Annotated in this window: 15 protein-coding genes; 8 read left to right on the forward strand and 7 right to left on the reverse strand. The window is 69.2% G+C overall.

Annotated features, from left to right (window positions below):
- On the reverse strand, positions 1-109 hold a 109-nt coding region (locus RDU12_RS03675), incomplete at its 3' end, for a hypothetical protein (protein ID WP_308684118.1).
- A 119-nt stretch (positions 110-228) separates the two neighbouring features.
- Here RDU12_RS03675 and RDU12_RS03680 point away from each other — a divergent pair.
- On the forward strand, positions 229-429 hold the full coding sequence (locus RDU12_RS03680) for a hypothetical protein (RefSeq protein WP_300289449.1): 201 nt from the start codon (positions 229-231) through the stop codon (positions 427-429).
- A gap of 3 nt (positions 430-432) precedes the next feature.
- Positions 433-768 (forward strand): hypothetical protein, encoded by a 336-nt coding sequence (locus tag RDU12_RS03685; protein WP_300289448.1) that lies wholly within the window; start codon positions 433-435, stop codon positions 766-768.
- Between the two features lie 4 nt (positions 769-772).
- On the opposite strand, the gene RDU12_RS03690 is transcribed toward RDU12_RS03685, so the two are convergent.
- Positions 773-1,489 carry an SIMPL domain-containing protein gene (locus RDU12_RS03690; protein ID WP_300289447.1) on the reverse strand — a complete coding sequence of 239 codons (717 nt, stop codon included), beginning with the start codon at positions 1,487-1,489 and terminating at the stop codon, positions 773-775.
- A 43-nt stretch (positions 1,490-1,532) separates the two neighbouring features.
- Positions 1,533-1,769, reverse strand: a complete 237-nt coding sequence (locus RDU12_RS03695; RefSeq protein WP_300289446.1) for a ribbon-helix-helix domain-containing protein — start codon at positions 1,767-1,769, stop codon at positions 1,533-1,535.
- A 116-nt stretch (positions 1,770-1,885) separates the two neighbouring features.
- Between RDU12_RS03695 and RDU12_RS03700 the strand changes: the two genes are divergently transcribed.
- Together RDU12_RS03700 and RDU12_RS03705 are read left to right on the forward strand one after the other, a co-directional pair.
- Positions 1,886-2,641 carry a Coq4 family protein gene (locus RDU12_RS03700; RefSeq protein ID WP_300289445.1) on the forward strand — a complete coding sequence of 252 codons (756 nt, stop codon included), beginning with the start codon at positions 1,886-1,888 and terminating at the stop codon, positions 2,639-2,641.
- A 90-nt stretch (positions 2,642-2,731) separates the two neighbouring features.
- Complete coding sequence (locus tag RDU12_RS03705) at positions 2,732-3,673, forward strand: EamA family transporter (protein ID WP_308684115.1); 942 nt, start codon at positions 2,732-2,734, stop codon at positions 3,671-3,673.
- A 20-nt stretch (positions 3,674-3,693) separates the two neighbouring features.
- Here the strand turns inward: RDU12_RS03705 and RDU12_RS03710 are convergent, their stop codons facing one another.
- Complete coding sequence (locus RDU12_RS03710; protein ID WP_300293632.1) at positions 3,694-3,870, reverse strand: DUF4169 family protein; 177 nt, start codon at positions 3,868-3,870, stop codon at positions 3,694-3,696.
- A gap of 72 nt (positions 3,871-3,942) precedes the next feature.
- Between RDU12_RS03710 and RDU12_RS03715 the strand changes: the two genes are divergently transcribed.
- Together RDU12_RS03715 and RDU12_RS03720 are read left to right on the forward strand one after the other, a co-directional pair.
- Positions 3,943-4,176: a DUF2171 domain-containing protein gene (locus RDU12_RS03715; RefSeq protein ID WP_300293630.1), complete on the forward strand. Its 234-nt coding sequence runs from the start codon at positions 3,943-3,945 to the stop codon at positions 4,174-4,176.
- 89 nt (positions 4,177-4,265) lie between these two features.
- Complete coding sequence (locus RDU12_RS03720; protein ID WP_308684116.1) at positions 4,266-4,649, forward strand: hypothetical protein; 384 nt, start codon at positions 4,266-4,268, stop codon at positions 4,647-4,649.
- Between the two features lie 78 nt (positions 4,650-4,727).
- On the opposite strand, the gene fumC is transcribed toward RDU12_RS03720, so the two are convergent.
- Positions 4,728-6,119, reverse strand: coding sequence for a class II fumarate hydratase (fumC, locus tag RDU12_RS03725; RefSeq protein ID WP_300290324.1), 1,392 nt, complete (start codon positions 6,117-6,119; stop codon positions 4,728-4,730).
- A gap of 83 nt (positions 6,120-6,202) precedes the next feature.
- On the opposite strand from fumC, the gene RDU12_RS03730 reads away from it, so the two are divergent.
- Together RDU12_RS03730 and RDU12_RS03735 are read left to right on the forward strand one after the other, a co-directional pair.
- Positions 6,203-6,811 (forward strand): peptidylprolyl isomerase, encoded by a 609-nt coding sequence (locus RDU12_RS03730; protein WP_300290325.1) that lies wholly within the window; start codon positions 6,203-6,205, stop codon positions 6,809-6,811.
- Complete coding sequence (locus RDU12_RS03735) at positions 6,808-7,161, forward strand: RusA family crossover junction endodeoxyribonuclease (RefSeq protein ID WP_300290326.1); 354 nt, start codon at positions 6,808-6,810, stop codon at positions 7,159-7,161. The genes RDU12_RS03730 and RDU12_RS03735 overlap by 4 nt, the downstream gene beginning before the upstream one ends.
- A gap of 300 nt (positions 7,162-7,461) precedes the next feature.
- On the opposite strand, the gene RDU12_RS03740 is transcribed toward RDU12_RS03735, so the two are convergent.
- Complete coding sequence (locus RDU12_RS03740; RefSeq protein ID WP_300290327.1) at positions 7,462-11,184, reverse strand: autotransporter domain-containing protein; 3,723 nt, start codon at positions 11,182-11,184, stop codon at positions 7,462-7,464.
- A 447-nt stretch (positions 11,185-11,631) separates the two neighbouring features.
- Positions 11,632-12,066: a GFA family protein gene (locus RDU12_RS03745; RefSeq protein WP_308684117.1), complete on the reverse strand. Its 435-nt coding sequence runs from the start codon at positions 12,064-12,066 to the stop codon at positions 11,632-11,634.
- Between the last annotated feature and the right edge of the window lie 14 nt (positions 12,067-12,080).

The raw sequence follows: 12,080 nt of genomic DNA on the forward strand, positions 1-12,080 counted from the left end.
GGTTCAGCCCGGCAAGATAATCGGGCGCGCCGGACGGCTGGACGCCCCCGGGGCCGCGCGAGCGGGCGAGATCGGAAATGCGGGGGGCGGGGGCTTCAGGCAGACTCATCGCGGGAACATAAGGGGCACGGCCGGCGATGTCAGCGTCCGCGTCGCCGGCCCGTCAGGGAACCGTGAAGCCTGACCGTCGTTCCGGTTGCCGACAGTGGGTTCAAGGGAAGGACAGCCATGGCTGAGAACAACAACAATACGGGCGGGGGGAGCGGCAACACCGGCCTCGCCTTCATCGTCGGGGCGATCGTGGTCGTGCTGGCCGTGGTGGCGTATTTCGTCTTCGCCCGCGGCGGCGCGCCCGAAACCAAACAGATCGACGTCGATGTCGATCTGCCCGAGGTCTCGGCCCCGGCGGTTCCCGGCACGGAGGGCTGATCGATGACCGATCCCAACGCGCCTCCGCCCCGCGAGCCTGACGACCGGCCCGAGGTGGTGCATCACACCACCATCAACAATCCCCCGTCCGGCGGAGGAGGCGGCGGCTCCGGCTGGATCGGCTTCCTGGTCGGCGGCCTGCTGGTGGTGCTGGTCATCATCGCCATCGTGATGTTCTCGAACGGCGGCCTGGACCGGGCGACGGACACCAACGTCGACCTCGACGTCGACCTGCCGGCGCCCTCAATGCCCGAGGCCCCCGAGATGCCGGACCTGCCGGAGCTGCCGCCGATCGAGCCGCCCACGGCGCCCGATCCGGATCCCGCTCCGGCCAACTGAACGCCTACTTCAGGCGGTAGCTGATCGTGGTCACGACCCGGACCCTCTGGTCCGGGGACTGGCTGGCGTCGCCATACCCCTCGCGCGGCAGGATCTCGAACGAGCCCTGGGTCGCCCGCTGGATCGGACCCAGGGGCGCGCCGGAATCTTCGGCGAACTGGGCCGCGCCGGTGCGGGCGGACGCCGTCGCCTCGGCGATCATGGTCGGCCGCACCTCGTTCAGGCCGGTGAAGATATAGGACGGCCCGCTGAAGTCCTGCAGCACCACGCCCTGACGGACGAGGTCGTTCATGGCCCGCGTCGTCGCCTGCACCCGCGCCACGTCCGTGGTCCGCACGATCACGGTCTGGGCCAGGATGAAGCGCGGGCCGCCGTCCTGGCTGCCGTATTCCCGCGACCGTCTGTCGGCGACCTCCAGCCGGCCCAGGGTCACGGTGTCGGCGGGATAGCCCTGCGCCGCCAGAAATCGCCTCACGATGACCAGATGGGCGTCGATCTGCGCCTGCACCTCCGACAACACCTCGCCGGAGGCCGTGAACCGCAGCGGCAGCACCGCCAGGTCGGCCTGCACGTCGCGCTCGGCCAGGCCGCGCACGGTCACCGACCGGTCGCCAATCCTCGCATTGACGACGCCCTGGCCGATCAGGCCTCCGGCCCCGATCAGGCCGACGGCCAGCAATCCGCCCACGACGGCGGCGGGGATCAGTTTGTTGTCGACCATGATGCGCTCTCCGGGGCGGAGGATGCGCCAACCTTGGCCGCTGTCAATCGGCGGAGTCCTGTTCGGCGAACGAACGGTCGCCGCTCGCCCAGGCCAACGCCAGCAACCGGCAGGCCGAGGCCAGCGGCGTGCGGCCGCGCCGCTCGTCGATCCGCTTCATCAACCCGGCCTGGCTCAGCGCCGTGGCGGCCGCGATCTCGTCCAGCACCGCCCAGAACTGCGGTTCCAGGGCCACCGAGGTGGCGTGGCCGGACAGGGTGACGGAGCGTTTCCTGAGCATGCGGCCAGCCTAGCCGAGGGGCCGCTGTCCGGCGAGCCGCGCCGGTTCATGATCGGCGTTCACCTTCGCCGCGGAACGCGCTATGTTGCGGCCGCGCCCCCTCGCAGGACCGCCGCATGACCGCCACCGCCGATTTCGACCTCTCCGATCGCTTCCGGCCCCAGCGGCTGGAGCCGCTGACCGCGCTGCGGGCCTTTCGAAGGCTCGTCCGCAACAAGGAGGACACCGCCCAGGTGTTCGAGATCATGCGCGCCCTGTCGGGCCGCTCGATCGCCCGCGGCTACAATCGCATGCTCGGCACCATGGAGGGCGGCCGTCAGGCCTTCCTGCGCGAGGAGCTGGCGCACAGGCTCGACGATCCGGTCTGGCTGGCCCGGTTCGAGCCCGGCACGGTCGGCGCCGCCTACCGCGACTTCCGCGAGGCGCGCGGCTTCACCGCCGAGGGCCTGGCGGCGGAGTCCCGCAAGGTCGCGCCCCTGGCGGACGCGCCTCATCCGGTTCTCTGGTATTCCCGGCGCCTGCGCGACGTGCACGACATCTGGCACGTCCTGACCGGCTACCAGACCGACGCCCTGGGCGAGGCCTGCGTGGTCGCCTTCTCCCATGCCCAGACCGGCAATTTCGGCTTCGCCTTCATCGGCTGGGGCGCCGCCCGCGAGATCCAGCGCGAGAACCCCTCCATCCCGGCCCGGCGGGCCGTGCTTCAGGCGTGGCGAATCGGGCGCGCCACGCGATGGCTGCCCGCGCTCGACTACGAGGCGCTGTTCGCCGAGCCGCTCGAGACAGCCCGGGCCCGGCTCGGCCTGCGGACGCCGACCATCTATCAGGCGGTCCCGGCGGAGGCCCGCGCGGCGCTCAAGCTGAGGGCCTGACCGCGCGTTTCGGACGCCATAAGCCCTGCTTGTGACGTAGCGCGCATTCCTCGGCTTGCGCCCGGTCCCCCGCTCATCCACTTGGCGAGGATGACCGCGCCCTCCGAGTCCCTCGCACCGCCGCCGACCGGCCTGTCGCGCGCCACCCTGTGGGCGATCGGCGGCGTCGCCCTGTGCGCGACCATCTGGGGCACCACCTGGTACGCCATCACCCTCCAGCTCGGCCAGGTCGCGCCGCTGGCCTCCATCGTCTGGCGCTTCGGTCTGGCGGCGATCCTGCTGTTCGTCGGCTGTCTGTTGACGCGCCGATCGCTGAAGCTGTCGCTGACCCAGCATCTGGCGGCGGCGGGGCAGGGGGTGTTCGCCTTCTCGATCAGCTACAGCTTCACCTACGCGGCCGAGGGGCGGATCGCCTCGGCCGTGGTCGCTGTGATCTTCGCGGCCCTGGCCTTCCTCAACCTGATCCTGTTCCGGGTCGCGGCGCGCCAGCGGGCCGCGCTGGCCTCCTGGGGTGGGGCGGCGCTCGGCGTGGTCGGCGTCGCGGTGCTGTCGGGCTCGGAAGTGCTCGGCGCCGGGCTGGACGCCGCCAGCGCCACGGGCGTCGGCTTCGCCGTCACGGCCGTGATCGCCGCCGCCTTCGGCAATTTCTTCGCCTGGAAGGGCCAGGTGGCGGGGTCGGCGGTGATCCCGTCCACCGCCTGGGCCATGGCCTGGGGCGCCGGCCTGCTGGCCCTCTACGGCCTGGCGACGGGGGTCGAGTGGTCGATCGAGCCCAGCTTCACCTACCTCGGGTCGCTGCTCTACCTGTCGGTGTTCGGCTCGGTGATCGCCTTCGTGGTCTATTTCAGCATCGCCCGCGCCCGCGGCTACGCCCTGGCCAGCTACATCTCGGCCCTGACCCCGCCCATCGCCATGCTGGTCTCGGTCCTGTTCGAGGACGCCCGTTTCGGCTGGCTGGCGCTGGCCGGCCTCGGCCTGGTGCTGGCCGGACAGGTGCTGCTGATCCGCGCGCCCAAGGTCTCCGCGGTCTGACCGGACGGGCGCCGGCGGCCTCAGTCCTCCAGCTTGGAGCCGTCCAGCAGCCGGTCGGCGCGGGCCTTCTCCTTGTCGGCCCTGGTCCGCTCCGCCTTTGAGCGGCCGTGCGTCGCCCGTTTGGCGGCGGCGGCGGTCTTCGCCTCGGCCCGGGCCCGCTCCTTGCGCACCCGGTTCAGGTTCACGACCTCGCCCATGACGCCTCCGTTATGCAACCGGCCCCGCGGCCGAGGGGTTTTCCCGACACCTCGAACCATCAGGAAGGCCCCATGGTAGACCTCTCGCTGCTCCGCGAAAGCCTTGAAGTCGTCGGCTCCGACGGCGGCCATGTCGGTCGCGTCGACCGCGTCCACGGCGATCAGATCGAACTGGCCAGGCTGGACCTCGGCTCCGGCTTCAAACACCACCTGATCCCGACCAGCTGGATCGCCCACGTCGACGCCCACGTGCACCTCAATGTGACGAAGGACGAGGCCAGGGCCCGCTGGACGGAGAAGGCCTGAGGCGTCCGGGCCGTCACCTTTCTCCTCGACCGCCGGCACGGTGGAGCTTAAGGCTGATGGGCGCAGCTTTGCTGCTGGGGACTGTAAATATGATCAAACAACTGGTTCTGGCCGCCGCGGCGGCCGCCCTTCTGGCCGCCTGCGGCTCTTCGGAAGACACGGCCGCGCCCGCGCCGGACGCTGAGGCCACCGAGGCCGCCGGCGTCGCCGAGGTCAAGTTCAACCTCGAAAACGCCACCAGCTACACCCTGACCCACCTCTACCTGTCGCCCGCCGCCAGCGACGACTGGGACAATGACATCCTCGGCGAGGAGACCGTGGCCGCCGGCGAGACGGCCGAGGTGTCGATCGACGACGGGGTCGAGAGCTGCATGTACGACCTCCGCGCCGACTTCGACGACGGCGACGCCATCGACGTCCGCGGCGTCGACGTCTGCAAGATCGAAGGCACGACCGTCACCATCTCGGAGTAATTCCGTACCCGGACGAAAGAGGGCCGCCCCGGATGCCCGGGGCGGCCCTTCTTGTTGTGCGTTGCGGGGTCCGTATCCTCACCCCGGCGAGATCATCTTCTCCGGCCGCACCCATTCGTCGAACTCCTCGTTCGTCAGATAGCCGCCGCCGACGGCCTCTTCGCGCAGGGTCGTTCCGTTCTTGTGCGCCGTCTTGGCGATCCTGGCGCAGGCGTCGTAGCCCAGCTTGCCGTTCAGCGCCGTGACCAGCATCAGGCTGTTCTCGAGGCCGCGTTTGATGTTGTCCTCGCGGGGCTCGATCCCGACCACGCAGTTGTCGGTAAAGCTCACTGCCGCATCGGCCATCAGTCGGACCGACTGCAGGAAGTTGTAGGCCATCACCGGGTTGAACACGTTCAGCTCGAAATGCCCCTGCGAGCCGGCGAACGTCACCGCCGCGTGGTTGCCGAACACCTGCACGCACACCTGCGTCAGCGCCTCCGACTGGGTCGGATTGACCTTGCCCGGCATGATCGAGCTGCCCGGCTCGTTCTCCGGCAGGGCCAGCTCGCCCAGTCCCGAGCGCGGGCCCGAGCCGAGGAAGCGGATGTCGTTGGCGATCTTGAACAGCGAGGCGGCCACCGTGTTGATGGCCCCGTGGCTGAACACCATGGCGTCATGCGCGGCCAGCGCCTCGAACTTGTTCGGCGCGGTCGTGAACGGCAGGCCGGTGATGGCGGCGATCTTCTCCGCCACCATCTCGGCGAAGCCGACCGGCGCGTTCAGCCCGGTGCCGACGGCCGTGCCGCCCTGGGCCAGCTCCATCAGCCTGGGCAGGGTCTGTTCGATCCGCTCGATGCCCATCGCCACCTGATGCGCATAGCCGCCGAACTCCTGGCCCAGCGTCAGCGGCGTCGCGTCCTGGGTATGCGTCCGGCCGATCTTGATGATGCCCTGCCAGGCGTCCGACTTGGCCTTCAGCGCCGCGTGCAGATGCTTCAGCGCCGGGATCAGCGTCTTCACCACCTGTTCGGCGCAGGCCACGTGCATGGCCGTCGGATAGGTGTCGTTCGACGACTGGCTCATGTTGACGTGGTCGTTGGGATGGACCGGCTTCTTGGAGCCCATCTCGCCGCCCAGCATCTCGATGGCCCGGTTCGAGATCACCTCGTTGGCGTTCATGTTCGACTGGGTGCCCGAGCCGGTCTGCCACACCACCAGCGGGAAATGGTCGTTCAGCTTGCCTTCGATGACCTCGTTGGCCGCCTTGACGATGGTCTCGCCCAGCTTCGGGTCCAGCTTGCCCAGCGCCATATTGGTCTCGGCCGCGGCCCGCTTGACGATGCCCAGCGCCCGCACGATCGGCAGCGGCTGCGTCTCCTCGCCGATCCTGAAATTGCCCAGCGACCGCTGCGCCTGCGCCCCCCAGTAGCGGTCGGCGGCGACCTCGATCGGGCCGAAGGTGTCGGTTTCGGTGCGGTGTTTGCTCATGGCGCGAGGCTCTTCAGGCGTGGCGGGAGGATGCGCGGCGGTGTAGCACGGGCAGGCGAGGGGACAAGGCGGAGGAGCCGGCGATGCGGACCATGATGATGACGGCGGCATTGGCCCTCTCGGCCTGCGCCACCACCGCCGACGGCGCCGACAAGCCGCGCGTGGCGCTCGAGACCGACGCCGGCCGCATGGTCCTCGAACTGGAGCTGGAGCGCGCGCCCCTGACCGTCTGCAACTTCCTCAGCTACGTCACCGACGGCGACTATGAGGCCGGGTCGTTCTTCCGCACCGTGATCAGCGAAACCAACGACAATCCCAATCCCATCGACGTCATCCAGGCCGCCACCCCGCGCGGCTCGGACGACGACCTGCGCCCGCCGATCCCGCTGGAGCGCACCCGCGACACCGGCCTCGCCCACACGGCGGGGGCCATCTCCATGGCCCGGGACGGCCCCGACACCGCCACCTCCAGCTTCTTCATCGTCACCCAGGCTGCGCCCAGCCTCGACTTCGGCGGCGGTCGCAATCCGGACGGCCAGGGCTTCGCCGTCTTCGGCCGCCTCGTAGAGGGCCTCGACGTCGCGCGCCGCATCCAGCTGTCGCCCGCCGACGATCAGGAGCAGCTGACCCCGCCCGTGATGATCCGCACGGCGACCCTGATCGGCGAGGTCCCGCCCGAGTGCCGCCCTTGACGGCGGGCTGGATCGGCACGGGCAAGGTCCGCCTGCGCGAGGTGGGCGACGCCGTCGAGATCACCATCGACGGCCTGACGACCCAGTCGAGATACTACAAGCCGCTGGTCTATGAGTTCATGCGCAAGGAGTGGGCCTCGCGCCCCTCCTGGGGCGATTTCGTCGTCGAGATCCGCATGGAGCACATCGGCGACCCGCCGCACATCGACCTCGACAACCTCGCCAAGGCCCTGCTCGACGCTATCAAGGGCTATCTGTTCCACGACGACGCCCAGGTCGCCCGCCTGCTGGTCGAACGCCACGAGGGCGAGCGCGAACGGATCACGATCCGGGTGTTCCCGCGTCGCTAGGTCCCTCTCCCGATGGGAGAGGGTGAAGGTCGCCTGTCGGGGACGGCTTCGCCGCTGCGCGCAGCCGACCCTGACCCGACGGGGCTCCGCCCCGCCACCGTCTCTCATCGGGTGCAGAATCAGCGATCAGGCCCCCGGTTCTGCACTGACGGGCCGAAAGGGAGCGTTGGGGCCGTCCGCTGGTTGTCAGGCGTTCGTCCAATGCGGCGTTCGCTCTTGCTTCAACCTACACAGCACGGCTCGACCGCCGGGAGTGTCAACGGCGCCCCGCCCTTTTGGATGGGGGCGCTGCCATGAGGCTTACCAACTGACGTTCAGCTTGACGCCGATCTGGTTGTCCTGGAGGCGTTCGCTGAACAGACCACGGTATCCGGCGGAGACGGTGACGCCCTCGCTGACCCCGACCTCCAGGCCGAAGTTCGCGAGTCCGGCCAGCGGCGGGGTTTCGGCCCCCTCGACGGTGAAGGCGCCGAAGCCCGTGGGCGCGCCCGAGAAGCGCATGTCGCCGATCGCCTGACGGTCGCCGGTTATGGCGAGGACGCCGGCTCCGGCGTAAATCCGGAAGCTCTGGCCGTTGACCCGATAGTCCTGCGTCCCGCGGGCGCCGAGCTGGAGGGTCTGCCAGCTACGCTCCTGACCCGAGACGTGGAGCGACAGGCCGCCCGCACCCGTTTCGGTATAGCCGTCGGCCGAGGCGTTGGACGCCGTGCCGACAGCGCCCAAGGCGATCCTCGTATTGTCGTTTATCAGGAAGCGGCGCGCCACGCTGGCCGAGAGCGCCTGGCCCTCGATATGGGTGTCGCCGATGGCCTGACCGCTGAAGGCGCCGACCGTGATGCCGCGACGGGTGTCCAGATCGCCGCCGTAGAAGGAGGCCATCAGGTCCGCGGCCCAGACGCCGTCGTCGAAGGCGGCGTAGCCGGCTGCATGCGACAGATCGCTCTCGTAGTGACCGTCACGCGCGACAACATCGCCTTCCAGACGGGTGACCCCGCCGGCCGCGCCGATGCTCATGGAGCCTTTGCGCAGGCCGTAGCCGCCGGCGAAGCCGTTCAGCGTGCTTTCGACCGTGGCCTGGCCCGGCTTGCCTTCCAGCATCTGGTCGCCGGTGTAGGCCGAAACCCAGCCGCCCGCGCCGCGGTTCGTCGAAGCCGATGGATCGAAGGCGCCGAGGACGTCGCCCAGACGATCGGCCGTATTGTCGCGGCCCCCGACGAAGCTCATCCGGTCGACGAAGTTCAGGGCCTCGCCGCCGTCGTTCCGGCCGTTCAGTCCGCCGTCGCGAACGGCGGTAATGAAGACGTCGTTGGCGCTGAATATCGAGGTGGTCACGTCCGCCAGCGATTCGCCGCTGATGCTGTCGAAGGCCGCAGCCCGCTGCGCGTCGTTCAGGCCGGCGATCAGACTCAGGATGGCGACCCAGTCGTCCGACGCCGCCAGCTGGCCGCCCGACAGGGCCTGACCGACCGAGCGTTGGTTCGCCGTCCCGGTCGCGCCCGGATCGAAGTTGGTCAGCTTGCGCAGTTCCAGCACAGCCGCGTTCGGGCTCAGGTCGTAGCGGACCCGCCAGAACAGGCCGGGCTGGGCCGCCGCGGTGAAGGTTCCGCCGTTGGCGAAGGTCCCCACCAGATTGTCGGCCTGCAGGAACAGGTAGCGGGTGGAGAAGTCGAAATCCGTCGCCGCCGGGCCCTGGAAGGTCGGGGCCAGAAGGCCGCCGGTCAGGGTCGCCGTGCCGTTGACACGCAGCTGGTCGATCAGGTTGCCGCCGGCCGTACCCAGCACGTCGATGGCGAGCGTGCTGCCGTTCAGCGTCAGGCTGCCGGCGATGAAGCCGCCGATGCCGTTCTGCACGCCGGCCAGTCCGGGCGACAGGATCGCGCCGTTGGAGACTGTCAGGGCGCCGCCGATGGTGCCTGCTCCGGTCACGCTGCCGCCCGAGACCGAAAGGCCCCCGGTGGTCGTGCCCAGGAAGCGCAGCTCGCCGCCGGTGTTGCTGATCGAGGCGATGGTGTGATCGCCCGCCAAGGTGAACAGACCGCCGGTGTGAACCAACTGGCCCGAGCCGGACAGGCGTCCGCCGAAGCCGGATTCGACGCCGCCGAAGGTCAGGTGGCCGGCGCCGACGTCGACGTCGCCCGTCCCGAACAGGGCGCCGATCGTTTCGTCGCTCAGCAGCGCCAGGGTCCCGCCAAGGGCGATGTCCACAAACGCCGCGTCGTTTATCGCGGAGCCGCCCGAAGCAGTGAGGACGCCGGCGTTCACGGTCCAGCCGGCCGTCGATGCGTCCGCACCTGTCAGCACCCATATCCCCGCGCCGTTCTTGACGCGGCTTTCGAAGTTGAGGACCGAACCGATGTCGATCGAACCGGTTCCGGCGCCGTCCAGCGCGAAGACGTCCGCATCCGCGCCGCCGTCGATCTGGCCGCTGACGGAACCGCCGGTCATCAGGGTGACCAGGTCTGCGCCAGCGCCGGCGTCGGCCGAGCCGGTCAGTCCGCCGGCCAGCGTCAGGGCATCCGCGCCCGCGCCCAGCAGGACCGAGCCACTCGTCGCCGAACCCGCCTGCAGCCAGACCGTATCGGCCTGGCCACCCAGCGTGATTGCCGTTCCGCCCCAGCCCGTGATCGAACCCGAACTGATGAGGTTCAGCACCTGGGTGGCTGTGGAGGCATCGACGCCCGTCGCGCCGGAGATCGAGCCGGTATTGGTCAGACTGCCGCCAGTACCGAACCGGATGCCACTCATGAGGCCCTGGATCGAACCGGCGTTGGTGATGGTTCCGATGCCCGAACCGCTAACAACGCCGTGCCCGCCGTCGGTCGTGATCAGCCCGCCCGCGCGGTTGATCAAGACGCCACCGTCGTTCAGCGTGAGAGCTGACCGCGTAATCTCACTAAAAAATCCGCTGTGGCCGCCGATGATCGTCCCGCTGTTGTCGACCGAGGAGCCCGCTCCGGACAGGAAGACGGCGTGAAGTGAGCCGGTAATGGTGCCGCCGGCCGCGTTAAGGACCGAAGCGCCGATCGCGTTGATCCCCTCACCGGTTTGGGAGTCGATACGACCGCCGTTCAGGTTGGTGACCGTGCCGCCGCCGATGAGGCGCACGCCGCTATTGGCGGCGCCGCCGAAGACATGGTCGTCGTCACCGCCGTAGATGTTGCCGGAATTGGTGACCGACACGCCGGTCGCAAGACCCTGAACGCCGACTCCGTTCCTGGACGAGACCCCTCCGCCGGCCGCAACCGTCAGTGAGCCATTGAGACCGACGGTCACTGCGGAGCCTCTGTTCACCCTGACAAGCGAGACCGTGGCATGACTCCCCGCGTCGACGTCGACGCCACCAGCAGTGGTGATCTCGCCGCTCAGGGTCGCGGTCCCGCGAACGATGACGTGGCCGGCTCCGCGGACGCCGTTGCGGAAGTCGTGGTTGTCGCTGCGCGCGAAGATCAGCGAGGTGCCGCTCGCCAGGTTCACGGAGCCCAGGATTGAACCGGCCGATGCGCCGTCGCCGATCTGCAGCGAGCCGGCGCTGACGGTGGTGCCGCCGATGTAGGTGCTGTCGCCCGCGAGGATCAGCGTGCCGGAGCCGCGTTTGGTCAGTCCTCTGGTGCCATACAGCGCAGAGGCAATGGTCGCCGTCCACCCGAAGCTGGCTCCCGTGCCGTCGCCGACGCGGACGGCCGCGCCGGCGTCGAGCGCGTCGCCCTCGATCCGGTAGCCGTCGGCTGCGAACTGCATGCCAATGACGCCCACCGCGCCGAGGCTGTTGTCGACTCGCACAGTACCGCTGGCGCCCTGGAAGATGGCGAAACCAGGCGGAGACAGGGAGCCGTTAGAAAGACCTGTGGCGTCGGTCCAATTTGAGCCTGTGACCGCCCAGACGCCCGAGCCGCCATTGATCACGCCGTTGTTATGGTTGCTGACGTTTCCGCCGTCCCAGTACTGCCGCTCTCCCGGGGGTGGGGTCTGGGCCAGCGCCGGGCAGACCGTCAGCGACGCCGCGATCAGCGCCGTTGAACGCATCAGGCCGATCCGCGTCCTGTAGGGAGGGGCGCTGTCCGCTTTCGAATCTGCAGAATCCTGTGCGTTCGCGGCGGGACGAGTGGTGGAAACCGGCATCTGGATTCACCCGCTATGGCCGACCGTCGCCAGCCTGCAACAACCCACGCGGGGCGAGCGCCCGCCACCAGCCATCAAAGCGGCGGCAACAACGACGCTACGCCCAAGGATCCACTTTGCATAGCAACGGTTGTCCACGACTTCGCGGGCATCTCTAGGATGCGCCCATTTATGGGTCTTTGAGGCTGGTGCTGACAGCCGACCTTTCAGAAAGTGGCCTGAGGGCAAGGAGCGGTCGTTTTGATGAAGCAGCGCCGATGTCCGCAACGGGCCGGGAGCAGACATGACGTCCCTGGAGCGGACCGTCTGCACCCCATGCGGAGTTCTCCGCCTCGAGTTTGCGTCGAGTCTTCAGTCGCCCTTCACCCGCTCATACCGCAGCACCCCGACCACCCCGCCGCCGCCGTCGCTGGGGTGGTTGACCCCGTCGTTGATCAGCACCTCGGCGAAGTCGAACGGGCTCACGCCCTCCAGACAGGCCGCGTTGACGCCGTATTCGTTCGGGTTCGAGCGCCGCCGGTGGTGCGTATAGATCCCGCATTTCGAGCAGAAGAAATGCCGCGCCGCGCCGGTGTTGAACCGGTATTCCGTCAGCGCCTCCGCCCCCTCCAGCACCTCGACCCCGCCCAGCCCGGCGGTCACCGCCACCGCCCCGCGCATCCGGCACAGCGAACAGTCGCAGCGCCGCGCGCTGGCCAGCCCGTCGCTCAACCGCACCCGCAGCCGCACCGTCCCGCAGTGGCAGGCGGCGGGCGTCCAGCCGTCCTCGTCCACGGTCAGGCTCATCGTTCAAACCGCAG

This window comes from Brevundimonas sp. (assembly GCF_031082345.1).
Taxonomy (GTDB): domain Bacteria; phylum Pseudomonadota; class Alphaproteobacteria; order Caulobacterales; family Caulobacteraceae; genus Brevundimonas.